The sequence below is a fragment of the Micromonospora lutea genome, assembly GCF_016863535.1.
GTDB lineage: Bacteria > Actinomycetota > Actinomycetes > Mycobacteriales > Micromonosporaceae > Micromonospora > Micromonospora lutea.
In genome coordinates this window covers 127,972-150,794 of record NZ_BOPB01000026.1, presented here as the reverse complement: position 1 = coordinate 150,794, position 22,823 = coordinate 127,972, and the positions used below count along the sequence as shown (strand labels likewise).

The following is a 22,823-nucleotide window of genomic DNA, read 5'->3' as shown; positions in this document are numbered from 1 at the left end:
GTAGGCTCCCCGGGTGCGTGGAATCCTGCTCGCCGGTGGCACCGGATCCCGGCTCTGGCCGATCACCCGGGCGGTGTCGAAACAGCTGATGCCGGTCTTCGACAAGCCGATGATCTACTACCCGCTCTCCACCCTGGTGATGGCCGGGATACACGAGATCCTGGTTATCACCACGCCGGAGGAACAGGGTCAGTTCCAACGGCTGCTCGGTGACGGCGGCCAGTTCGGGCTCCGGTTGGAGTACGTCGCCCAGCCCCGGCCGGAGGGCATCGCGCAGGCGTTCGTGCTCGGCGCGGACTTCATCGGCGACGAGTCGGTGGCGCTGATCCTCGGCGACAACATCTTCCACGGCGTGGGCCTGGGCCGGCAGTTGGCCGCGGCGGGTGATCCGGTCGGTGGCCGGATCTTCGCCTATCCGGTGGCCAATCCGCAGGCGTACGGCGTGGTGCACTTCGACGCCGACGGTCGGGTGCTGTCGATCGAGGAGAAGCCGCAACGGCCGACGTCCCGGTACGCGGTGCCCGGCCTGTACTTCTACGACAACCGGGTGGTGGAGATCGCCCGAGGGCTCACCCCCAGCGCCCGGGGCGAGTTGGAGATCACCGCCGTGAACGAGGCGTACCGGCAGTGGGGGGAGCTGTCGGTGACGGTGCTGGACCGGGGGACCGCCTGGCTGGACACCGGCACCTTCACCTCGCTGATGCAGGCCGCCGAGTTCGTTCGGGTGATCGAGGAACGGCAGGGCCTGAAGATCGGCTGTGTGGAGGAGGCCGCCTGGCGGGCGGGGCTGATCGACGACGCGCAGTTGCGCGCTCTGGCCGAGCCGTTGACCAAGAGCGGCTACGGCGACTACCTGCTCGACCTGCTCGCCGGTGGCCGGCAGGAGCCGACCGGCGAGTTCGGCGGGGCGGGGGTGGCGCGGTGAAGCTGCGGCCGCTGAGCGTCGCGGGCGCCTGGGAGGCCACCCCGCAGCAGCACGGTGACCCGCGTGGGCTGTTCCTGGAGTGGTACCGCTTCGACCGGTTGAGCGAGGCGGTCGGGCATCCGCTGTGGCTGGCGCAGGGCAACCTCTCCGTCTCCTCCCGCGACGTGGTGCGGGGGATCCACTTCGCCGACGTGCCGCCGGGGCAGGCGAAGTACGTCACCTGTGTCCGGGGTGCGGTGCTCGACGTGGTCGTCGATCTGCGGGTCGGCTCGCCCACCTTCGGCCGGTGGGAGGGCGTACGCCTGGACGACGTGGACCGGCGTGCGGTCTACCTAGCCGAAGGGCTCGGCCACGGGTTCTGCGCGTTGACCGACGACGCCACGCTGACCTACCTCTGCTCCACCACGTACAACCCGTCGGCCGAGCACGCGGTGCATCCGCTGGACGAGGAGCTGGGCATCGACTGGCCGGCCGCCGTGCCGCAACTGTCCGCCCGCGACGCCGCCGCGCCGACCCTGGCACAGGCCCGGGCCGCCGGGCTGCTGCCGGCGTACGACACCTGCCAGCGGTATGCCGAGACGCTCGCCGCCGCGGCGAATTCCACCGACGCCTGAGATCGGCACCTGCCCCGACAGTGACGAACAGGGCCTCCGTACGGCTAATGTCTCATCATGGAACGGCGAATCTTCGGTCTGGAGACCGAGTACGGCGTCACCTGTACCTACCGCGGACAGCGGCGACTGTCCCCTGATGAGGTCGCCCGGTACCTCTTCCGCCGGGTCGTGTCCTGGGGTCGGTCGAGCAACGTCTTCCTGCGCAACGGCGCTCGGCTCTACCTGGATGTCGGCTCACACCCCGAGTACGCCACCCCGGAGTGCGACTCGGTGGTCGACCTGGTCGCCCACGACCGGGCCGGCGAGCGGATCCTGGAGGGGCTGCTCATCGATGCGGAGAAGCGGCTGCACGACGAGGGCATCGCCGGTGAGATCTACCTGTTCAAGAACAACACCGACTCGGCCGGCAACTCGTACGGCTGCCACGAGAACTACCTGGTGTCCCGACACGGTGAGTTCGGTCGGCTCGCCGACGTCCTGATCCCGTTCCTGGTCACCCGGCAACTGATCTGCGGCGCCGGCAAGGTGTTGCAGACCCCGCGCGGCGCGGTCTACTGCCTGTCCCAGCGGGCCGAGCACATCTGGGAGGGTGTCTCCTCGGCGACCACCCGCAGCCGTCCGATCATCAACACCCGGGACGAGCCGCACGCCGACGCGGAGCGGTACCGCCGGCTGCACGTCATCGTCGGCGACTCCAACATGAACGAGGTCACCACGCTGCTGAAGGTCGGCACCGCCGACATCGTGCTGCGGATGATCGAGGGCGGCGTGGTGATGCGCGACCTCACCCTGGAGAACCCGATCCGGGCGATCCGGGAGGTGTCGCACGACATCACCGGTCGGCGGAAGGTGCGGCTGGCCTCGGGTAAGGAGATCAGCGCCCTGGAGATCCAGCAGGAGTACCTCGCCAAGGCGACCGAGTTCGTCGAGCGCCGCGGCGGCGATCAGACCGCCAAGCGGGTGGTCGAGCTCTGGGGTCGGGTGCTGCGGGCGGTGGAGACCGGCGACCTGGAACCGGTCTCCCGGGAGATCGACTGGGTGACCAAGCTGCGCCTGATCGAGCGGTACCAGCGCAAGCACGACCTGCCGCTGTCGCACCCCCGGGTGGCGCAGATGGATCTGGCGTATCACGACCTGCGCCGGGGACGGGGCCTGTACGCGTTGCTGGAGCGGCGCGGCGCGGTGGACCGGGTGGCCACCGATCCGGAGATCTTCGAGGCGAAGGAGACGCCGCCACAGACCACCCGGGCCCGGCTGCGCGGCGAGTTCATCCGGCACGCCCAGGAGAAGCGGCGGGACTTCACCGTCGACTGGGTGCACCTGAAGCTCAACGACCAGGCGCAGCGGACCGTGCTGTGCAAGGACCCGTTCCGGGCGTACGACGAGCGGGTGGAGCGGCTGATCGCCAGCATGTGACCGGCTGCACCGGGCCCGTCCGCTGCGGGCGGGCCCGGGTAGGCTGGCCGGACCATGTTTCCTTCCGAACCTTCCACCTCCGGTGCGCAGCGGCAGGGCTGGCTCGAACGGCGTCGTGACAAGGTCCGCGCCGAGATCGAGCGCAATCGCCGAGGCGAGTACACCGTCCCGACCTGGGTGCTGGCGACAGCGCTGGCCCTGATCGTCGGCGCCTGGCTCGCCTTGATCATCCTCGCCTGAGGTGTAAGGAAGGGCACCTTCTTAACGCCTGCGGTAGAGCAGGGGCCCCTTGTTAACGCGTACGCCCGGTTGGGCTCAGGCCGTGTCGGCGGCGAGCAGGCGGGCGGCGTGCCGGCCGGCCGCGGCGGCGGCCATGAAGTAGGCGTGATCGGCGTCGAGCCCGCGCCCCATCGTCGACAGCGGTACCGGGCTGCGCCGCAGTGCCGCGTCCAGCCCGGCGGTGTCCACCCGCACCAGCGTGTGCCGCTCGGCGAGCGGGGCCACTGCGGCGTCGACCTCGGCGGCCAGCGTCGGGTCGAGGTCCGCCGGTACCACCAGTTCCGCGCGGGCCAGCGCCACCCGGCCGTACGCGGTGAGGCTGTGGTGCGACACGCCCCGGTGCCGCGCACGTGGGTCGGCGGCGGAGATCCGCAGGGAGCCGATCGGGCGACCACCCAGGGCGGCGACGGCGTTCACCGCCTCGCCGACGGCCACCCCGGAGAACCCCCACCGGGTGCCGGTGCCGAGATTGCCCGGTCCCTGCGCCACCACCGCCACATCGGCGTCGAGCACGTGCCGGGCGGCGAGCAGCCCGCTGTGCAGCGTCGAGGCCTCGAGGTCGCCACCGAAAGCCTGCCCGACGCTGATCGTGCCGACCAGTTCGTCACGCAGCCCGGCGAGGGTGCGGGAGAACCAGGCGGGCAGCGCCCCGCCGTCGGTGAGCAGGTACGCCACCCGGGCCTGGGGCGCGTCGACGCGGACCCCGGCGAGGATCGCCGGCAGCGCGGAGTGCAGGTCGGCGGTCACCACCGGCAGACCGCCCAGGTCGTCGGCGGCGGCCAGCACCTCCCGGTGCGGTGACGCTTCCTCGTCGACACCGAGCAGGATCGGCTGCAGCGGGGTGTAGCGGGCCTTGACCAGGTGTCCCGCGTCGCGGGAGTCGAGAGCCTGCGGCGGGTCGGCCGGCAGCCGCTCCGGCAGCGCCACGACCAGCGCGTACCCACCGGTACCCAGGCCCATCAGCAGCGCACCGGCGTTGAGCAGCACCCGATCCCCGGGCTCGGGTTCACCGACCAGCGCCGGATAGGCCAGCGCCCGCATCGAGGCCCCGTCATCCACCTCGACATCCAGCTCCACCGCCCCAACCCACCGCCGACGCACCCGCGTCACCACACCCGCCCGCCACCGCACCACCCCCGCACGCTAACCCCCACCCCACCGCCCCCACCCACCGGGTGCCACCGCCGATCATGCAGTTGTGGCAGGAACATAAGCGGGCAAAAAGTACATTACGACGACCACAACTGCATGATCGGCGAGACGGGGTGGGTGGGAGTGAGGGGGCGTGGTGTGGGGTGGCTTTGTGGGGGGTGGGGGCTGCTAGCGTCTACCGGGTGTCGCGTAGTCGCACCGAACGGCTGGTCAACCTGGTGATCTGCCTGCTGTCCACGCGGCGGTTCCTGACCGCCGCGCAGATCGCCGCGACCGTGCCCGGTTACGAGCACGATCCGGACGACGCCCGGGAGCACGAGGCATTTCAGCGCAAGTTCGAGCGGGACAAGGCCGAGCTGCGGGAATTGGGCGTACCACTGGAGACCGGGACGGCGAGCGCCTTCGACGCGGAGCTCGGGTACCGGATCGCCCGCCGGGAGTACGCGCTGCCCGACATCCCCCTCAAGCCGGACGAGGCAGCCGCCGTCGGCATCGCCGCTCGACTGTGGCAGCACGCCGGCCTGGCCGCCGCCGCCTCGTCGGGCCTGGCGAAGCTGCGCGCCGCCGGTGTGGACGTGGACCCGCAGGCCACCCTCGGCCTGGAGCCGATGGTCACGGTCGACCCGGCGTTCGCTCCGCTGACCGCGGCCGCCCGTGACCGGCGGGAGGTCCGTTTCGACTACCGGATTCCGGACCGCGACGCGCCCGCCCGGCGTCGGCTGCAACCGTGGGGTGTGGTCTGCTGGCGGGGCCGCTGGTACGTGGTCGGTCACGACCTCGACCGTGACGCCACCCGCTGCTTCCGCCTGTCGCGGGTGGTGGGCCAGGTGCGGGTCACCGGTGAGCCGGGCGCCTACCAGCCGCCGACCGGAGTCGACCTGATCAGTCACGTGGCTCGTTGGTCCGGCCCGGTGGAGCGACCTGGTCGGGCCACCGTGCTGGTCGCTCCGGGACGTGCCGCCGGGTTGCGCCGCTGGGCGGTGGAGGTCACCGCCGGGCCGGAGGCGGACCGGCTGGTCCTGCCGTACGGCGACGCCTGTTGGCTGGCGGGTCACCTCGTCGGCTACGGGCCCGACGTGCGGGTGCTCGACCCGCCCGAGGTGCGGGAGGCGGTCATCCAGCGGCTCAAGGAGATCGCCGCCCGACACGACACCCTGGCGGTGATCCCGTGAGCGGCACGACCCGGCCGGCGGCGCGCGCCGGCTCCCGTGCCTCCGCGGACCGGCTGGCCCGACTGCTGAACCTGGTGCCGTACCTGCTCGCCCGGCCCGGCATCGAGATCGCCGAGGCGGCCGGTGACCTGGGCGTCACCGAGCGGCAGCTGCGGGAAGACCTGGAACTGCTGTGGGTCTGCGGGCTGCCCGGGTACGGCCCGGGTGACCTGATCGACATGGCGTTCGACGGTGACCGGGTCACCATCACCTACGACGCGGGCATCGACCGGCCGCTGCGGCTCACCCCGGACGAGGCGCTGGCGCTGGTGGTGGCGTTGCGGATGCTGGCCGAGACACCCGGGGTGGCCAACCGGGACGCGGTCGAGCGGGCCCTGGCGAAGATCGAGGACGCCGCCGGTGACCTGGTCGCCGCGCCGGTGGAGGTGCGGCTGCCCGGCGACACCGAGCGGGTCGAGCAGCTGCGTGCCGCGGTGGAGGGTGGTCGCGCCCTGCGCATCACGTACTACGCGGCCGCCCGTGACGAGACCACCGAGCGGGTCATCGACCCACTGCGGGTGCTGATGGTGGGTGGCCGGACGTACGTGGAGGCGTGGTGCCGCCGCGCCGAGGCGGTGCGGCTGTTCCGGGCCGACCGGATCGACGCGGTGACCGAGCTGACCGAACCCGCCGTGGTGCCGCCGCAGGCCCGACCGCACGACCTGCGCGAGGGGGCGTTCCGGCCCTCACCCGACCTGCCGTTGATCACGTTGCGGATCGGTCGGGGCGAACGGTGGATCACCGAGTACTACCCGTGCGAGCGGGTCGAGTCCGACGGTGAACGGTGGGTGGTGTCGCTGCGCGTCACCGATCTGGGTTGGGCCCGCCGGTTCGTGCTCGGCCTCGGCCCGGACGTCGAGGTCGTCGCGCCGGCCGAGCTGGCCGAGCAGATCCGCGAGTCGGCGGCGGCGGCCCTGGAGGCGTACGCGCGGCCGGTGCCGGCGGGCGCGGACCCGGCGGCGGTCGGGGACAGGCAGTAGGCTGGCCCGCGTGTTGAAGTGGATCGTGCTCGCGCTGGTGCTGGTGCCGTTGATTCTGCTCGCCCTCGCCGTACGACCTGTGCTGGCGCGGCTGCCCCGGCTGCGTCGGGCGGCGCTGGCGTTGCAGCGGCGCGTCGACGAGGCGACGGCGTTGCAGGAGGCGGCGGAGAGCCTCCAGCAGCGGGCGGAGGGGCTGCAGAGCCGGTTGGAGACGACCGAACAGCGGCTCACCCTGATCCGGGCGCGCCGGGGCGACTGAGGCGCGGTTTACCGGCGGCCAACCCCGGCGCGGTGCGCGTTCCTGCCCGCACGGTGCGTTCTGCTGCTCGTGGCGGCTCGACTTCGCGCAGAATGATCCAGCCGCCTGGTTGACGGGACAGTTGCGGTTGCCCGAGACTTCACCCACCGGGACGAACCCCTACCGCCCCGGCGGGTGGCAAGGGCCTTCGTCGCACGTACGATGGGCTGCGGAACCACCCCCGTTGGCACAAGCGACTGGAGCTTCACATGGGTGCCCTCAGGCCGTGGCACATCGCCGTACTCGTGGTCGTGCTGATCCTGCTCTTCGGCGCGAAGCGGCTCCCGGACGCCGCCCGCTCCCTCGGTCGCTCGCTGCGGATCATCAAGGCCGAGACGAAGAGCCTGGCCGACGACGACCGTGACCTCGCCGGCAAGGCCGACGCGCAGGCCGGCTACCAGCCGTACCCGCCGCAGCAGTCGGCACCGCAGCAGCAGCCCTACCAGGGCACCGTGCAGCCGCCGGTCGACCCGGTGCAGCGCGTCCGCGAGAACTGACCCCCGGGTCCGGTAACCGTGGCCTTCGGACTCCGCAAGCGCGGACCGAGCAACTTCGAGCGGGCCGCCGACGGCTCGATGACCCTCGTCGAGCACATCCGCGAGTTGCGTGACCGGCTGTTCCGTGCCGCGTTGGCGATTCTCGTCGGGCTGGTCGGTGGGTACCTTCTCGCACAGCCGGCGTTCGACCTGTTGAGCCAGCCGTACTGTCGACTGCCGGGAATGATGGTCGACGGCGAGTGCCAGCAGTTCCTGATGCTGGCCCCGGCGGACGGTTTCATCCTCAAGCTCAAGCTGGCGCTCTGGATCGGTTTGATCCTCGGCGGTCCGGTCTGGCTCTACCAACTCTGGGCGTTCATCGCTCCCGGGCTGCACCGGCACGAGCGCAAATGGGCGTACGTCTTCGTGACGATCGCGGCGCCGCTCTTCGCCGCCGGCGCGGTCCTCGCCTTCCTGGTCGTCGACAAGGGCCTGGCATTCCTGTTGGAGGCCGGTGTCACCGGTACCGACTCGCAGCTGGAAGTGACCCGCTACATCAGCTTCGTCACCACCATGATCCTGCTCTTCGGGGTGGCGTTCGAATTTCCCCTCACCTTGCTGATGCTCAACTTCACGGGCGTGGTCAGCGCCCGGCGACTGCTCAGCTGGTGGCGGGTCGTGGTGTTCGTCTGCTTCGCGTTCGCGGCGGTGGCCACGCCCGACCCGGGGCCGTTCGGCATGACGTTGCTGGCGCTGTGTCTGTCGCTGCTCTACTTCATCGCGGTCGGGGTGGCGTTCCTCAACGACAAGCGGAAGGGACGCGGCAAGGAGATCTACGCCGGCGTCGACGACGACGAGGCGTCCCCGCTGGAGTTCGACCGGGAGCCGGTGGAGGCGGGGCAGCCCGTCAGCGCGGTCAGCCCGCTCGACGCTCCCGAGCCGGTGACCCGGCCGCTGCCGATCGAGCGACGCTACGACGACGTCACCTGACGCGACACCCTCACACGGAACAACGCGGCAAGCCTTCCAGAGGTGGAAGGCTTGCTGCGTTCGCTGGTTCGATCGGCGATGGACGCTCGGTGACCGCCTTAGCGGTAAGCAGCGCCGCCGTCAGCCGGATAGTCGGCAATCCGTCAACGGGTGCTGCACGGCCTGCAACCGGGTAAGCGACTCAATACGATATGTCAACGTCCTTGGCGAGAGAGGGGCCTCGTGCGTCATCCGACGTTCCGCCGTCCCCCCGCCGCCCGGTGGAAGGCGCACGCACCGGCAGCACGGTGGGGGGCCCCTGTCGCCCGCTTCGCGCTGATCGGAGCCGCAGCCGTGGGCATCGGATTCCTCGTCGGCGCCCTGTCGAGCGACCCGGCCAGCGCGGACATCGGAGACCTGCCGTCGGTCGGGGTGGACATCGCAGACGTGGCGTCGACCGGCGCGGCTCAACGGGGCCCGGAACGTGCGGGGCCGGCCCTGCCGGTCGACGATCTGATCGCCGGGCTCGTCGACCGACCGGAGGCCCGGCAGCCCGACCCGGGCCGAGCCCCGAGGCGCGGCTCAGCGGTGACCGGCCGGCCGGCTGACGAGGCCAGCGCGGGGAAAGGCACGTCGCCGCGCGGCCGGTCGGATCAGGACCGTCCGGCGCATTCACCTTCGACCGCCCGTGCCGGTCGAACGCCTGCGACGAGTGGCCCACCGACCGGCCGTGCACCCGGTGACCGTTATCCGGCCGACCGTTCGCTGGATGGCCGTTCTCCGGGTCTCCGTTCACCGGAGAACACCGGAGTGAGCCGGCGGGCGCCGATGGAACCGCCGAGCCGGTCGAGCGTACCGATCACCGCTGACGCGACGCCGACTCCCGGCGGGCAGCTCGAGCCGCCATCCCTGACCGAGCTGACCCAAACCGTGACGGGCCTGGCGACGCGACCGGCGGAAACCATCATCGTGCCCGCGACGGCCGTCGCGCGGCCGGTGCTGGCCACGGTCGTCGCGACCGTGTCGTCCGGCGCGACGGCGGTGGTGACACCGATCGCGCGGGTGGTGGACCTGGTCGTACCTGCGCTTCCCGCCGGGTCGGGATGTCCTGGCACGGGTACGTCCATCGTGGAGAGACCGACACCTCGGTGGCCGGGGACCGCTCCCGCGCCGGGTGTTGCGGAGGTCGGGCCGCCAGGCCGATCCCTGGCACCGGACCCACCGCCCACCGCACCGCCGCCCGCGACAGCGCCGCGCGCCGCATCTCCGGCGGAGGTGACGCCTGCCGCGTCCGTGACCGGGGCGGCACCCGGCTGGCACCGTTCCTCGACCGGCCCGTCATGGGCGAGGCCGGGATCGACGCCCGCGCCGCCGCCCACCCTCCCGCACCGCCCGTCGATACCCGGTGGAGACGGTGTCACCAGCGCTGACGGTGGGTTCGGGCCGTTACGCGGGGTGACCATCGACGGGTGGCACGTGCCGGCGACCGCCAACGCCCGCGCCGACGTCGCTGCGCGTCACGGACGCGCGGGCCGCTTCCCCTGCGTGGCCGCCCGACCCGGCTGAGTCCACCCTGACCCGCCCGCCGGAGCTACCCACGCTCCGCCGGCTGGTCATACGGGTGCCCGTGGCCGTCGCAACCGACGTGTCACGGGCCGGGCCCAGTCCGTTCGCGCATGTTCGGCCGGCGTGGTCTCGTTGACGAGACCGAAAGGGCTGCAGCGCGTACCTGAGATCGGAGCTACGTGGTGATCCGCGTTGTGGTTGGCGAAAGTATGGGTCTGCTGCGCAGTGCGCTGTGCGCGGCACTGGCCGGTGAGGAGGACATCGAGGTCGTCGGCGAGGTGCCGGGCACCGGCGAGTTGCCGGCGATGGTGCGCCGGCACCTGCCGGACGTGGTGCTGGTGGATCTGGCATCGGGCACCCCCGAGTCGGTGAAAGTGGTCAGCGCGATCACGGAGGCGGCACCCGCGACGGCGGTTCTGGCGTTGAGTGCCCGGTGGGGCCGTAGTTTGGTGGAGGAGGCACTGGCGGCCGGGGCGAAAGGGTTGGTCGGTAAGGACGAGCCGCTGCACGAGTTGGTCCGGGCCGTACGGGCGCTCGCGGCGGGGGACCGGGTCATCGACGTGGCCGCCGCCGCGACGGCGCTCCGGCCCGCCACCGGGCCGCTGACGCCACGGGAGGCCGAGGTGCTGCGGATGGCCGCCGAGGGACTGCCGCTGAAGGAGATCGCCAGTCGGCTGTTCCTGGCACACGGCACGGTGCGTAACCACCTGTCGGCGATCATGCGCAAGACCGGTGCCCGAAACCGGATGGAGGCGGTCCTGCTCGCGCGCCGCGAGGGCTGGATGTGACATCTGGTCGTGCCGACCGCACGTCGGCCTGACCGCGTGCGGTCGGCACGGACACCGCGAACAGCCGGTAGGAAAACCCTCGGGCCCAGACCTTCCCGACGGCTGACCGTCGACAGGCGGAACCGGTGGGTACGTGTTTGAATGCTGACGGTCCGTGATGCAGCCGACGATGCTCGGGGAGCTACGGTGATCCGCACTCTGCTCGCTCTCGACGGGGCCCTGGTCCGGGGTGCCCTGTCTCTCGTGCTCGCCGCGGAGGACGACATCAGCGTGGTGGCGGAGGTCGATCGCGGCGACGCGGTCACGTGGACGATCCGCACGCGTCGCCCGGACGTGGCAGTCGTCGACCTCGACCTCGTCGAGGGACTGCCGGTGGCCGACGCCTGTCCGCTGCTGGTCCTCGCCGAGCCGCGCCGGGCCGGAAGCCTGCCCACGAGGCTCACCCCTTCCCGGACCGTCGGCATCCTCGGCAGCGACGTCGCGCCGCAGCGGGTGGTCGACGGGATCCGCCGGCTCTCTCGTGGAGAACCGGTGGTCGACGCGGACCTGGTGCTGGCGGCGCTGAGCCGGGACAGCCCACTGACCCCGCGTGAGGAGCAGATCCTCGATCTGACGGCGGGCGGCGCGCCGGTCGCGGAGGTGGCCGGATCGCTCGGTCTCGCCCCCGGCACCGTGCGCAACCATCTCGCCCGGATCATTCGCAAGGCGAAGGCCCGCACCAGAGTGGAGGCGGTCCGGGTCGCCCGCGAGGCGGGGTGGATCTGACCCGCGTCCCCTGGTTCGGAACCGGGGTCAGCCGAGACGGGACGTGACCGCGGCGGCGGCGCCACCGGGCGTCGCCGCGACACCGTCCCAGTGCCCGACCAGGTCGCGGTAGGCGGACGAGTGGGAGAGCAGGTCGTGATGGCTGCCCAGCAGTGGTCCGTCCTCGTCGAACACCAGCACCCGTCGGGCCCGGACGGCGGAGCTGATCCGATGGGCGATGACGATCAGGGTGCCTGGTCGTCGCGCGAACGCCCACTCGACCGTCGCCTCCCGCGTCGGATCCAGATGACAGGTGGCCTCGTCCAAGATGACCAGTGGTGCGGGGGCCAGGTAGGCGCGCACCGCGGCGATCAGTTGTCGCTCGCCGGCGGAGAGCGTGGCGGGGTCGATCGTGGCGGCGAGGCCGCCCAGCCGCCGGGCGAGATCGTCAGCGCCCAGTGTGGCCAGCGCGGTCTCGATGGTCGCGTCGTCGGCGTCCGGGCGCAGGTAGCGAAGGTTGTCGGCCAGGGAGCCACTGAACACGTACGCCTCCTGCGGCACGAGCACCCGCAGCCCGGCCAGGCCGGTGGGCGCGACCGTGGCCACCGGCCGCCCGGCGAGGTGGACCGTGCCGCGTTCCGGCACGACCATTCCGGCGACCAACGCGGCCAGGGTGGACTTTCCGGTGCCGCTGGGCCCCACCACCGCGAGGTGTTCCCCCTCGGGCAGCGTCATCGAGAAGTCATGCAGGACCGGTCGGGCACGTGGGCCGTACCGGAAGGTCAGGCCCGCCAGCCGGACCGCTGGCGGCGCAGGGTCGGGCACGCCCGGCGTCGGGTCGGCTGGCGGGTCGCCGTGCGTCGGGGTGCGGCCGGTACGCAGGATCCGGTCCAGGGTGACGGCGTAGCGCAGCCCTCCGCCACCGAGGCCCTGCACCAGGGCGTGCAGTGCCGGCTGCAGGCTGGTGGTGACGTAGACGAGCGCGCCGAGCACAGCGCCGGTGCTCAGCCCGCGCCGCACCAGCCAGGGCGCGCCGAGCAGCAGGACCAGCACCGGCAGCCAGCCGCCCAGCCCGAGGCTGAGGCTGCGCAGCGCGGACATCCGGGCCAGCGTCCGCTCGGCTTCGGCGTGGTCGCTGACCCTCCGGTCGACCTCGGCCACCGTGCGCTCCTCGGCGCCGCAGGCGCGCACGTCGCGGTGACCGGCGAGCGCGGTCGCTGCCGACCGGCCGAGCGCCTCGCCGGCGGTCACCTGGGCCCGCTGGTGCGCCAGCATCGCCGGTAACGCGGCGGCGAAGACCACCAGTCCCGCGAGCAACGGAGTCGCCACCAGCGCGGCGACCATCGGATCCAGTGCCAGCAGGCCGAGCAGGGCCGCTCCGGCGGTGAACAGGAAACCGCGCACCACCATGACCAGGCCGCCGAAGGTGTCCCGGACGATCTCCACGTGGTGGGTCAGGCGGGCCACCGGGGCGCTGTCCGGATGCGCGCCGGCCCGGGTGGCGTCGTGCAGCGCGCCGTCGACCACGAGGCGGGCCAGGTGGTCGCGGAACGGCTCCACCACGGCACCCAGGCTGCGGTACACCCGCCCGGTGGCGGTCGCGCCGATCAGGACAGCCACGGCGAGCCCGCCCAGCCAGGTCAGACCGACGGAGAACCGGCCGGCCAGGAAGCCCTGGTCGACTGCGCGGGCGACCAGCAGCCCGGCGAGCAACGCTGGCAGGGACTCGACCAACGACCAGGCGGCGAGCCGACCGACGTCCCCGCGACGGGCTGTCAGCGCCCGCCAGGTCGTCCGGCCGATGTCGGAGCCGCTCATCAGGGGACACCGTCGGCGGCGAACACTGCCCGGTAGTTCGGGTCCGCCCAGAGCCGCCGGTGCGGCGCCAGGGCGCGCAGCCGGCCGCCGTCGAGCCAGGCGACCAGGTCGGCGGCGGCCGCCGTCGCCACCCGGTGGGTGACCACCAGACGGGTACGCCCCGCATCCGGGTTGGTCAGCGCGCGGGCGATCCGGTGTTCGGTGGCGGTGTCCAGGTTGGAGGTCGCGTCGTCGAGGATCAGCAGCCGTTCGGCGTGCAACGCCCGCGCCAGTCCGAGCCGTTGTATCTCACCTCCGGACAGCGGCGCGTCCACGGTCGGGGTGCGGAATCCGTCGGGGAGCCGCTCGATGACCGCGTCGACCTGCGCGGCCCGGGCCGCCGTCAGTACGGCGGGGGTGGCGGGCGCGCCGGTAGACGGTGGCCGGGCCGACCGTTCGGGTAGGCCGAGGCCGATCGCCTCGTGCACGGTCTCGCCGACCAGCACCGGACGGTCGAAGGCGTGGCCCACCGCCTGACGCAGCGCGGTCCGGTCGACGCGGGTCAGCGGCACCCCGTCCAGCCGCACCTCACCGGTGTCCGGGTCGTACAGTCGGCCGGCGACGGCGGCGAGGGCGGACTTTCCGGCGCCGGAACGCCCGACGACGGCGACCGTGGCCCCGGCGGGAATGTCCAGGTCGATGGCGTCCAGGACCGGCCGGTCGTCGTCGGCGCGGACACCGACTCCCCGCAACCGCAGGTGACCGTCGCCGGGCGGCAGTGGTTCGTCGCCGTCGGGGTGCGCCGGGCACGCCAGCGGCTCGGCGATCCTGCGGGCCGAGGCGCGGCTGCGGACCAGCCGGTTGAGGGTGGCCAGTACCGCGCCCAGCCCGGCGCCGAGCGCGGCGTACTGGACGGCGGCGACCAGTTGCCCGGGGGTGAGCCAGCCGACGGTCAACGCGTACCCGCCGACGGCGACGACAGCGACCTGTAGCAGCGGCGCCACGGCCGCGACCCGGGCGTTCGCTCGGGCCAACAGCCGCCAGCCGAGCCGGCCGTGACTCTGCAGCTGCGGCAGCGCCGCCAGCACCCGGTCGCGTTCCACGTCGATGGTGCCGGCTGCGGCGATGGTGCGGGAACCGCCGAGTGCCTCCTGTAGTCGGCCGGCGATCGTGCCGAGCACCCGCTGGTACCCGGTGACGGCCGCCGAGGCATCGGTGACGAAGGTGGCCATGAGGACGGTCAACACGGCCAGACCGGCGAGCAGGGTGAGCCCGAGGACGGGCTCCAGCAGCATCAGCGCCACGACGCTGCCCAGCGGGGGCAGCACGGCGATCCCGCCCAGCGCCACGGCGGTGCCGGCCTGCCCTGCGTCGGCGGCCTGCCCGGCGAGCCGGCCGACGAGATCACCGACCGGGTAGCGGCGGACGGCCCGCACGTCCAACGCGAACAGGTGCCGCAGCAGCCGTCGGCGCAGCCGGGCGGTGGCCCGGGCGGCTCCGTACCCGCCGGCGAGGTCGCCGAGTATGTCGGTGACCAGCAGGGTGACGACGAGACCGCAGGCGACCACGGGCCAGCGAGGGGAGGCGTCGCCGCCGACGGCGGCGTCCACCGCCAGCCCCAGCACCGCGGGCAGGGCCAGCTCGGCGGCTGCGCCGGCCAGCGCCACCACCACCAGCGTGGCGGTCCAGCCGCCACCGTCGCGGACCACCTGGAACAGCAGGCGGTCCTCGCCGGCCAGCGTTCGCATCGGTCCTCCCGGTCGTACGGCGTGGCCCTGGACGGTCAGGTCACCGTCCAGGGCCACGGGTGGTGCGATCCGATCAGTTGCAGGTCGTGACGGAGAGCGAGCTGTCGCCGCAGAGCAGCAGGCTCGCCCGGCTACCACCGCCGGTACGGTCGGCCGGAGCCGCCTCCAGTCCCTGAAGGTCGAGGAGCGCCATGTCGTGTCACCTCCTATCGGGCGTCGGGGTCAGTTGTCGCCCCCGCCGTCGCGGGGGAGTCTGGTGCGCCGGTGAGGGGCGCGAGGAAGGGCAGGGTCGCCGGCCGGTCGGGTCGGGCGGTGGCCAGGGCCAGCAGTACCCCTGCGGTGCCGGTGGCGAGGTCCATGGACAGCCGCAGCAGCTGCTCGCCGGGGAAGGCGGTGCCGTCCTGGTACGGCAGGGCGTGCCAGTCAAGCCGCCGGATCTGCCGCTCCAGCTCGGGTCGCAGCTGCGGGTCGTCGGGTTGGGCGGCGAGGTAGACGATGATGCCGGCCCGCCCGGCGAAGAGGCCGGACTGCGCGTAGAACGGTGATCGGGCGGCGCGACGCACCCCGGCGCTGGCCTCGGCGAACTGCTCGTCGTCGCGGTGGCGCAGGTACTGGTCGAGGACGAGTCCGATGCCGACGCTGCCCTGCCCCAGGTAGGGCATGGTCCGCCAGCCTTCGTTGACCTCCAGCGCGCCGTCGGGGCGTACGACGCAGCGGCGCAGGTCCTGCCGCAGCGCGGTGGCGGCGTGGTCGAGCAGCACCGGGTCGCCGCTGAGCTCGTACAGGCGCACCAGCAGCAACGCCGCTCCGGTCCGGCCGCGCAGCAGCCCGGCGTACGGGTGCCGTCCGCCGCTGAGGTCGCCGCCGGGGTCGTCGGCGAGTCGATCCACCAACTGCCCGGTGACCCGCCAGGCCGCCTCCCGCAGCGCCGGTTCGCCGGTACGTCCACCGAGTTCGGCCAGGTTGAGGGCGATTCCGGCCAGTCCACCGGCCAAGCTGTGATCCAGCCCGGCTGTCGACTCGCGTAGGCAGATGTCGAGCACGTCGAGAGCGTCCTGCCGGCGACCGAGCACCTCCAGGGCGTACGCGACGCCGTGCAGGCCGTCGTAGAAGCCGCAGCGGGTGCCCGACGGGGGTGAGGTGGCCTGGCGGACCAGCCACTGCTCGTGTTCCGGCCACCGGCCGGCACCGCCCTGGTGCAACGCGTACAGCACGCCGGCGGCGCCGTGGGCGAGGTTGAGCCCGCCGCTGCGGAACTGTTCGATGTCGCCGGGGAACAACCGGTCGGAGCGCTCAGGTGTGGCGCTGGCGAGGACGGCGCGAGCGAGCCGCTCCCGGTCGACGGGTGGCACGTCAGCGGTGGGTGGGACGCGCTCATCGGAGTGCGACTCCGGGGCGGTGATCTCCGCTACCGCCGCGTCGAGGAATTCCCTCCGCACCGGGAAGGTGTCGGCGATGATCTCGGCCAGGTGTGCCGCCTTCGCCGGAACGAGCCGGACCAGCTGGGTCAGCGGCAGGAACAGGGCCAGCCGTAGGCACGCCAGGGCGTAGTGGTCGACCGCCACGCCGGTCCGTCCCCGGGGTGCGGCGAAGCCCTGGTTGCGCAGGCCTGGGCGGCGGTGCCCGTCGACCGGGGCGGCCACCTCGAAGTCGACGAGCGCGACCCGGTCGTCCGGACGGATCATGATGTTGAACAGGTGCAGGTCGCCGTAGACCAGACCGCGATCGTGGATCGCCCGGACGATCTCCTCGACCTGGCGGTGCACGTCCAGTGCCCAGCTCGCGTAGGCGGCGCGGTCGTCGTCGGTGGCGTCGGCGTCGATCAGCGGGTAGCGGTCGACCAGGACCTTGTTCAGCGGGCGGCCCTCGATGAACTCCAGGGCGAGGAACCGGTGGTCGCCGAGGGTGAACTCGTCGTGCACCCGGGGCACCTGCGGCAGGTCGGCGAGCTGGCGCAGCACGGCTGCCTCCCGGGCGAGCCGGGTGACCGCGTCGGTGCCGTCGGCGTCCAGGCCGGCGTGCGGGCGGGCCTCCTTCAACACCAGCTGCGTGTCGGTACGCAGGTCGCGCCCGACGTACAGGCCGCCGCCGTTGGAGAAGTGGATGACCTTGTCGATCCGGTACGGCACCTCGTCCGTGCTGGTCGCGTTGCGAGCGGCCAGGTGCGGAGTGAGGAACTCGGGCAGCGTCACCCAGGACGGCACGTGGAAGACCGGGTCGCGGCGGTCGGGCACCAGGGTTCCGTCGGCGTCCTCGATGGCCGGGACCACCTGGCCGTCCGGCGAGTGGCAGTACCGGGCGGCGAAGCCACCGTAGCGGACGTACACCGGTCCGGCGGCGTACCGCAGGTCACTGAGGATGTACGGGCCGGCCTGGCCGGTGAGCAGCTCGTCGAGTTCCTTGCAGACCAGTTCGAGTTCGGCGTCGTCGCGGGGGTAGACGGTCACGAACTTGCCGCTGGCCGCGCGGGTGGCGTACTTGGAGTTGCGCAGCAGCAGGGTACGGGGGCCGCGCAGGAACTTGAAGGACAGGCCCCGGGGGACGCAGTAGTCCCAGATGATGTCCAGAACCCGCTCGGCGTTGGCGATCGTGGCCGACACGTGCACCTTCCAGCCCTGCTGCGGCAGGCGTTCGCCGTCCGGGGCCTGGATGAGCCAGTCGTCGAGTGGTTCCCGCCGCCAGCCCGGTGGCAGCGGCCGGCGCGCCGCGGCGAAGGTGGGCTGCGCGACGGCGCTGCCGAGGGAGTCGTAGAACAGCGGGTCGGCGGCGCAGTAGCTGTCGTAGCGCTCGTCCACTGTGTCTCCCCTCCCATCCGTCCGCCGGTGTGGTCCTGTTGATGGATTCGAGTCTGTCCGTTCGGCCTATGGCGTCTCCAGTGCTTTCGGTCATGGAGATGAATGCGTGCCGCACGACCGGTCATGACAAATGACAGTTGCGGCGCAGGCCGTGGCGCTGTTCCCGGTCGCGTCGACAGCACGTGCGGCGGCGTCGGGCGACGGGGCGGCATGCTCGCGTTTGCGCCGGTCCAGGCAGTACGGTGCTCGCCGTGACCTCAGACGATCACCCTTCGGCGCCCGTCGGGCCCGTCGCCGTGCTGGCCAACCCGACCGCCGGGCGTGGCCGGCACCGAGGACGGCTGCCGCATCTGCTGGACGGGCTCGCTGCGGCGGGCCGGCCGGTGCGGCTGTTGCGGGCCGACAGTGCGACGGGGGCCGAGGCGGCCTGCCGTGCCGCTGTGGCCGAGGGGGCCGGCGCGCTGGTCGCGGTGGGGGGCGACGGCACGGTGCACCGGGCCATGCAGGCAGTCGCCGGTACCTCGGTGCCGTTCGGGCCGGTCCCGGCGGGCACCGGCAACGACTTCGCGGTGGAGACCGGCTTCCCGGCCGACCCGCGAGCGGCGGTCGACGTCATCGCGACAGCGCTACGCGAGGGGCGCACCCGGCCGGTGGACCTGGCCCGGATGACCGGGGCGGACGGCACCGTCCGTTGGTACGGCGCGGTGCTCGCGGCCGGTTTCGACGCGATCGTCAACGAGCGGGCCAACCGGATGCGTTGGCCGCGCGGTCCCCGTCGCTACGACCTGGCCATCCTGGTGGAACTGGCCCGGCTGCGCCCGCGCCGGTACACCCTCACTCTCGACGGTGAGCGGGTCGAGGTCGACTCGGTGCTGGTGGCCGTCGGCAACGGGCCCAGCTACGGCGGCGGCATGCGGATCTGCCCTGACGCGGACCCGACCGACGGCCTGCTCGACGTGGTGGTCGGCGGCCGGTTCGACCGGCGTACGTTGATCCGGGTCAAGCCGCGCATCTATGCCGGCACCCACGTCGCCCACCCGCTCGTGCGGACCTACCGGGCCCGCACCGTCACCCTCGCCGCGCAGGGCATCACCACCTACGCCGACGGCGAGCGCTCCCTAACCCTCCCCCTCACAATCACCGCCGTCCCCCAAGCCCTCCACCTCCTCCGCTGACCCCCACCCCAACCCCCACATCTCGTCGATCATGCAGTTGTGGTACCGAACAAAAGCGGCATATCCGGGTGAGGCGGGTGCCACAACTGCATGATCGCGGGGGTCAGGGGGTGGGGGTGGGGGGTTAGGGGTTAGGGGGTGGGGAGGAGGTCTAGGACGGAGCCTAGGGCGTTGGGGTGGCCGGGGTTGGCGGCGGGAAGGATCAGCGCGGCACAGCCGGCGGCGACGGCACCGGCGTCGGCGGGGGTGTCGCCGACCATGAGGGACTCCTCGGGGTCGACGCCGAGCATGCCGCAGGCCCGCCAGAAGATCGCCGGGTCGGGCTTGCACCGGCCCACCTCGTACGACAGCACGTGGGCGTCGACCAGGTCGGCCAGTCCCCAGGTGTCGAAGAGTGGTCGGATGTCGAAGCCGATGTTGCTGACCACCGCCACCCGTACGCCGGCGGCCCGTAGCGCGGCGAGGGTCGGCGCGGTGTCGGGGTAGGGCACCCACCCCTGCGGCGTCAGTATCCGCTCGTACAGCGCCTCGGCGAAGCCGTCGATGCCGGCGTCGACCGTGTCGGCCAACCCGGTGTAGGCGCCCCGGTGGGCGTGCTCGTAGAGATCCCGGTCGGCCCACAGCTCGGCCAGGTGGGGCGGCACCCGGGCGGGCAGCGGCCCGCCGGCGCGGCCGGCGGTGAGCAGCCGATCGGCCAGGGCCGTCGCGCGGGCCCGGTCCAGTTCCACGCCGCACGCCGCCGCGGCGGCCAGCACCCACTGACTGGGCTCCTCCACCTGGGCCAGCGTGCCGTGGAAGTCGAACAGCACTGCCCGCACCTGCCGACGGGACGGGTCCCGAGTGACGTCGGGTACGGGATTGGTCGGTTCGGCATGATCCGGCACGTCGTGCACCCTACCGACCCACCCCGACCACCCCGACGCTCGGCCTTGCCGGGTGCTCGTCAGGGACACGCACTAATCTTGGGGACATGTCGAGCCCCGCCGAGCGGTACGCCGCGGCGCGCCGCCGGGCCGCCCAGGCCTCACAGTTTCCGGCGCTGGAAGAGTTCACTTCTGACCTGGGGTTCGACCTCGACGACTTCCAACGGGAAGCGTGTCAGGCCCTGGAGCGGGGCAGCGGTGTGCTGGTCTGCGCGCCGACCGGGGCCGGCAAGACGGTGGTCGGCGAGTTCGCCGTACACCTCGCGTTGCGGGGTGCGCCCGGGCGGCCGGAACCGGCCGACGGCCCCCGGCGCAAGTGCTTCTACACCACGCCGATCAAGGCGCTGTCGAACCAGAAGTACCACGACCTGGTCGACCGGTACGGTGCCGAGCAGGTGGGCCTGCTCACCGGCGACAACGCCATCAACGGCGACGCTCCGGTGGTGGTGATGACCACCGAGGTGCTGCGCAACATGCTCTACGCCGGCTCGGCCACCCTCGAAGGCCTGGCGTACGTGGTGATGGACGAGGTCCACTACCTGGCCGACCGGTTCCGTGGCGGGGTCTGGGAGGAGGTCATCATCCACCTGCCCGCCTCGGTGACCCTGGTGTCGCTGTCGGCGACGGTGTCCAACGCCGAGGAGTTCGCCGACTGGTTGATCACAGTTCGGGGCGAGACCACGGTGGTGGTCAGCGAGCACCGGCCGGTGCCGTTGTGGCAGCACATGCTGGTCGGCAAGCGGATGTTCGACCTGTTCCACGATGCCGCCGCCGCGCGCAAACACGACGTGCACCCGGAGTTGCTGCGCTACACGCGGGACACGTTGCGCCGGCTCGACCTCGGTGAGGGCCGCGCCGCCGGCTGGGGTGGGCGGCGTGGTCCGCGCTGGCGCGGGCCGATGCGCCCCGACATCGTCGACCGGCTGGACCGCGAGGGGCTGCTGCCGGCGATCCTGTTCATCTTCAGCCGGGCCGGCTGCGACGCGGCGGTGCAGCAGTGCCTCGCCGCCGGGCTGCGGCTCACCTCACCCGAGGAGCGGGCGGAGATCCGCCGGGTGGTGGAGTCCCGGGTGACGGCGATCCCCGGCGAGGACCTGTCGGTGCTCGGCTACTGGGAGTGGCTCGACGGCCTGGAGCGCGGGCTGGCCGCCCACCACGCCGGGATGCTGCCGGCGTTCAAGGAGGTGGTGGAGGAACTGTTCGTCCGAGGTCTGGTCAAGGCGGTCTTCGCCACCGAGACCCTCGCGCTGGGCATCAACATGCCGGCCCGGTGCGTGGTGCTGGAACGCCTGGTGAAGTACAACGGCGAGGCGCACGTCGACCTGACCCCGGGGGAGTACACCCAGCTCACCGGGCGGGCCGGGCGTCGGGGCATCGACGTGGAGGGGCACGCCGTGGTGGTTTGGTCCCCGGAGACCGATCCCCGGCACGTGGCGGGTCTGGCCTCCACCCGGACGTATCCGCTGCGGTCCAGCTTCCGACCGTCGTACAACATGGCGGTGAACCTCGTCGGCAGCGTCGGCGCGGAGCCGGCCCGGGTGCTGCTGGAGTCGTCGTTCGCCCAGTTCCAGGCGGACCGCTCGGTGGTCGGCCTGGCGCGGCAGGTGCAGCGCAACACCGAGACCATCGAGGCGTACGGCGTCGAGGCGGAATGCCACCACGGTGACTTCGACGAGTACTTCGCCCTGCGGGTCGCCATCGCCGACCGGGAGCGGGCCATCGCCAGGCAGGGGCAGAGCCAGCGTCGGGCGGCAGCGGTGACGGCCCTGGAGCGGCTACGGGTGGGCGACGTGATCCGGGTGCCGTCCGGACGTCGGGCCGGGCTGGCCGTGGTGCTCGACCCGGCGGCCGGAGGGTTCAGCGAGCCCCGTCCGCTGGTGCTCACCCAGGACCGCTGGGCCGGCCGGATCAGCCCCGGCGACTTCACCACGCCGGCCGAGGTGCTGGCCCGCATCCGGGTGCCCAAGCACTTCAACCATCGCAATCCGGCCGCCCGCCGTGACCTGGCGGCTCAGGTCAGCGGCACCGGCCTGGACCGGCACTCCCGCCGGGGGTCCCGAGGCGGGCGGTCGGGGGAGGACCAGCAGCTCAGCCAGCTCCGTACCGAGCTGCGTCGGCACCCCTGCCACGCCTGCCCGGAGCGGGAGGAGCACGCTCGCTGGGCCGAGCGCCGCCGGCGGCTGGAGCGGGACACCGAGGAACTGCGCGAGCGCGTCGCCGGCCGCACGGGGTCGTTGGCGCGTACCTTCGATCGGATCGTCGCGCTGCTCACCGCGCGCGGTTATCTCGCTGCCGACGGCGCCGTCACCGACGCCGGTCGAATGCTCGGGCGGATCTGGACGGAGGCGGACCTGCTCGTGGCGGAGTGCCTGCGGCGAGGTGTCTGGGACGGCCTGTCACCGGCCGAGCTGGCTGCCGCGGTTTCGGTGGTGGTCTTCGAGGCCCGCCGGGACGTCGACGAACGGGCCTCGCTGCCGCGTGGCGCGGTCGCCGATGCGGTCGACGCGACCCTGAAGCTGTGGAGCGAGATCGAGACTGACGAGGCGTCGCGCGGGCTCGCGGTCACTCGCGAGCCGGATCTCGGCTTCGCCTGGCCGGTCTACCGCTGGGCTCGGGGCGAGGCGTTGGCCAAGGTGCTGACCAGCGGACATGAGCTCGATGGTGAGATGCCGGCCGGTGACTTCGTCCGGTGGGCCCGCCAGGTGGTGGACCTGCTCGGCCAACTGGCCGACTCCGGTGGTGCGTCGACCGAGTTGCGGGCCACCGCACGGCAGGCGATCACCGCGGTCAACCGGGGCGTGCTGGCATACCACTCGCCGGCCTGAACCGGCCCGACGGCGGTCGGTCGAGTCGTCAACCGACGCATCGCTGTGTCACTGCGGCGGCACGGCGCGAAGTGCTCGGGGGGCCGTGTTGTGCCTGGTGAGAGCGTCCCGGATCATGTCATCGGCGCGTGAGCTACGCGCC

General features: G+C 72.6%; 19 protein-coding genes. 13 read left to right on the top strand and 6 right to left on the bottom strand.

Translation table 11 applies throughout. The features are described from left to right. The first annotated feature begins 13 nt into the window (after positions 1–13). The 4 genes from rfbA to Vlu01_RS21620 are packed head-to-tail and all read left to right on the top strand — an operon-like array spanning position 14 to position 3,195. On the top strand, positions 14–925 hold the full coding sequence (gene rfbA, locus Vlu01_RS21635) for a glucose-1-phosphate thymidylyltransferase RfbA (protein WP_204002529.1): 912 nt from the start codon (positions 14–16) through the stop codon (positions 923–925). After that, complete coding sequence (locus tag Vlu01_RS21630) at positions 922–1,539, top strand: dTDP-4-dehydrorhamnose 3,5-epimerase family protein (RefSeq protein WP_204002527.1); 618 nt, start codon at positions 922–924, stop codon at positions 1,537–1,539. Before rfbA ends, Vlu01_RS21630 begins: the two co-directional genes overlap by 4 nt. Positions 1,540–1,596: 57 nt before the next feature. Next, positions 1,597–2,955, top strand: coding sequence for a Pup--protein ligase (gene pafA / locus Vlu01_RS21625; RefSeq protein WP_204002526.1), 1,359 nt, complete (start codon positions 1,597–1,599; stop codon positions 2,953–2,955). A gap of 54 nt (positions 2,956–3,009) precedes the next feature. Then, positions 3,010–3,195, top strand: coding sequence for a hypothetical protein (locus Vlu01_RS21620; RefSeq protein WP_204002502.1), 186 nt, complete (start codon positions 3,010–3,012; stop codon positions 3,193–3,195). Between the two features lie 75 nt (positions 3,196–3,270). On the opposite strand, the gene Vlu01_RS21615 is transcribed toward Vlu01_RS21620, so the two are convergent. Further along, positions 3,271–4,368, bottom strand: coding sequence for a DUF3866 family protein (locus Vlu01_RS21615; protein WP_204002499.1), 1,098 nt, complete (start codon positions 4,366–4,368; stop codon positions 3,271–3,273). Positions 4,369–4,568: 200 nt separating this feature from the next. On the opposite strand from Vlu01_RS21615, the gene Vlu01_RS21610 reads away from it, so the two are divergent. The 7 genes from Vlu01_RS21610 to Vlu01_RS21580 all read left to right on the top strand — a co-directional run bounded on the left by Vlu01_RS21610 (position 4,569) and on the right by Vlu01_RS21580 (position 11,439). Next, positions 4,569–5,558, top strand: coding sequence for a helix-turn-helix transcriptional regulator (locus Vlu01_RS21610; RefSeq protein WP_204002496.1), 990 nt, complete (start codon positions 4,569–4,571; stop codon positions 5,556–5,558). Further along, positions 5,555–6,577, top strand: coding sequence for a helix-turn-helix transcriptional regulator (locus tag Vlu01_RS21605; RefSeq protein WP_204002494.1), 1,023 nt, complete (start codon positions 5,555–5,557; stop codon positions 6,575–6,577). Before Vlu01_RS21610 ends, Vlu01_RS21605 begins: the two co-directional genes overlap by 4 nt. Positions 6,578–6,587: 10 nt before the next feature. Beyond that, the gene (locus tag Vlu01_RS21600) at positions 6,588–6,836 is read left to right on the top strand and encodes a hypothetical protein (RefSeq protein WP_204002492.1); all 249 of its coding nucleotides are present in this window, start codon (positions 6,588–6,590) and stop codon (positions 6,834–6,836) included. Between the two features lie 248 nt (positions 6,837–7,084). Further along, the gene (tatA, locus tag Vlu01_RS21595) at positions 7,085–7,372 is read left to right on the top strand and encodes a Sec-independent protein translocase subunit TatA (protein WP_204002490.1); all 288 of its coding nucleotides are present in this window, start codon (positions 7,085–7,087) and stop codon (positions 7,370–7,372) included. A gap of 18 nt (positions 7,373–7,390) precedes the next feature. Beyond that, positions 7,391–8,341, top strand: a complete 951-nt coding sequence (tatC, locus tag Vlu01_RS21590) for a twin-arginine translocase subunit TatC (RefSeq protein ID WP_204002489.1) — start codon at positions 7,391–7,393, stop codon at positions 8,339–8,341. 1,727 nt (positions 8,342–10,068) lie between these two features. Next, positions 10,069–10,674, top strand: coding sequence for a response regulator transcription factor (locus tag Vlu01_RS21585; RefSeq protein ID WP_239096039.1), 606 nt, complete (start codon positions 10,069–10,071; stop codon positions 10,672–10,674). A gap of 186 nt (positions 10,675–10,860) precedes the next feature. Continuing rightward, positions 10,861–11,439: a response regulator transcription factor gene (locus Vlu01_RS21580; protein ID WP_204002487.1), complete on the top strand. Its 579-nt coding sequence runs from the start codon at positions 10,861–10,863 to the stop codon at positions 11,437–11,439. 27 nt (positions 11,440–11,466) lie between these two features. On the opposite strand, the gene Vlu01_RS21575 is transcribed toward Vlu01_RS21580, so the two are convergent. From Vlu01_RS21575 to lanKC, 4 genes are all read right to left on the bottom strand, one after another. Then, on the bottom strand, positions 11,467–13,236 hold the full coding sequence (locus Vlu01_RS21575) for an ABC transporter ATP-binding protein (protein ID WP_204002485.1): 1,770 nt from the start codon (positions 13,234–13,236) through the stop codon (positions 11,467–11,469). Further along, entirely contained in the window at positions 13,236–14,963 is a 1,728-nt protein-coding gene (locus Vlu01_RS21570) for an ATP-binding cassette domain-containing protein (RefSeq protein WP_204002483.1), read from the bottom strand. Before Vlu01_RS21570 ends, Vlu01_RS21575 begins: the two co-directional genes overlap by 1 nt. Before the next feature lie 73 nt (positions 14,964–15,036). After that, entirely contained in the window at positions 15,037–15,156 is a 120-nt protein-coding gene (locus Vlu01_RS21565; protein ID WP_093405935.1) for a SapB/AmfS family lanthipeptide, read from the bottom strand. 13 nt (positions 15,157–15,169) lie between these two features. Next, on the bottom strand, positions 15,170–17,758 hold the full coding sequence (lanKC, locus tag Vlu01_RS21560; protein ID WP_204002481.1) for a class III lanthionine synthetase LanKC: 2,589 nt from the start codon (positions 17,756–17,758) through the stop codon (positions 15,170–15,172). Positions 17,759–18,000: 242 nt separating this feature from the next. On the opposite strand from lanKC, the gene Vlu01_RS21555 reads away from it, so the two are divergent. Next, positions 18,001–18,933 (top strand): diacylglycerol kinase, encoded by a 933-nt coding sequence (locus tag Vlu01_RS21555; RefSeq protein WP_204002477.1) that lies wholly within the window; start codon positions 18,001–18,003, stop codon positions 18,931–18,933. A 131-nt stretch (positions 18,934–19,064) separates the two neighbouring features. Here Vlu01_RS21555 and Vlu01_RS21550 read toward each other — a convergent pair whose 3' ends face one another. After that, on the bottom strand, positions 19,065–19,817 hold the full coding sequence (locus tag Vlu01_RS21550; protein ID WP_239096038.1) for an HAD family hydrolase: 753 nt from the start codon (positions 19,815–19,817) through the stop codon (positions 19,065–19,067). A gap of 86 nt (positions 19,818–19,903) precedes the next feature. On the opposite strand from Vlu01_RS21550, the gene Vlu01_RS21545 reads away from it, so the two are divergent. Next, positions 19,904–22,681: a DEAD/DEAH box helicase gene (locus Vlu01_RS21545; protein ID WP_204002475.1), complete on the top strand. Its 2,778-nt coding sequence runs from the start codon at positions 19,904–19,906 to the stop codon at positions 22,679–22,681. Positions 22,682–22,823 lie beyond the last annotated feature (142 nt).

Excerpts from the sequence above, each read along its gene's own strand:
- pafA (WP_204002526.1), top strand. The coding sequence starts at position 1,597 with ATGGAACGGCGAATCTTCGGTCTGGAGACCGAGTACGGCGTCACCTGT.
- Vlu01_RS21620 (WP_204002502.1), top strand. The coding sequence starts at position 3,010 with ATGTTTCCTTCCGAACCTTCCACCTCCGGTGCGCAGCGGCAGGGCTGG.
- tatA (WP_204002490.1), top strand. The coding sequence starts at position 7,085 with ATGGGTGCCCTCAGGCCGTGGCACATCGCCGTACTCGTGGTCGTGCTG.
- Vlu01_RS21575 (WP_204002485.1), bottom strand. The coding sequence starts at position 13,236 with ATGAGCGGCTCCGACATCGGCCGGACGACCTGGCGGGCGCTGACAGCC.
- Vlu01_RS21570 (WP_204002483.1), bottom strand. The coding sequence starts at position 14,963 with ATGCGAACGCTGGCCGGCGAGGACCGCCTGCTGTTCCAGGTGGTCCGC.
- Vlu01_RS21565 (WP_093405935.1), bottom strand. The coding sequence starts at position 15,156 with ATGGCGCTCCTCGACCTTCAGGGACTGGAGGCGGCTCCGGCCGACCGT.
- Vlu01_RS21545 (WP_204002475.1), top strand. The coding sequence starts at position 19,904 with ATGTCGAGCCCCGCCGAGCGGTACGCCGCGGCGCGCCGCCGGGCCGCC.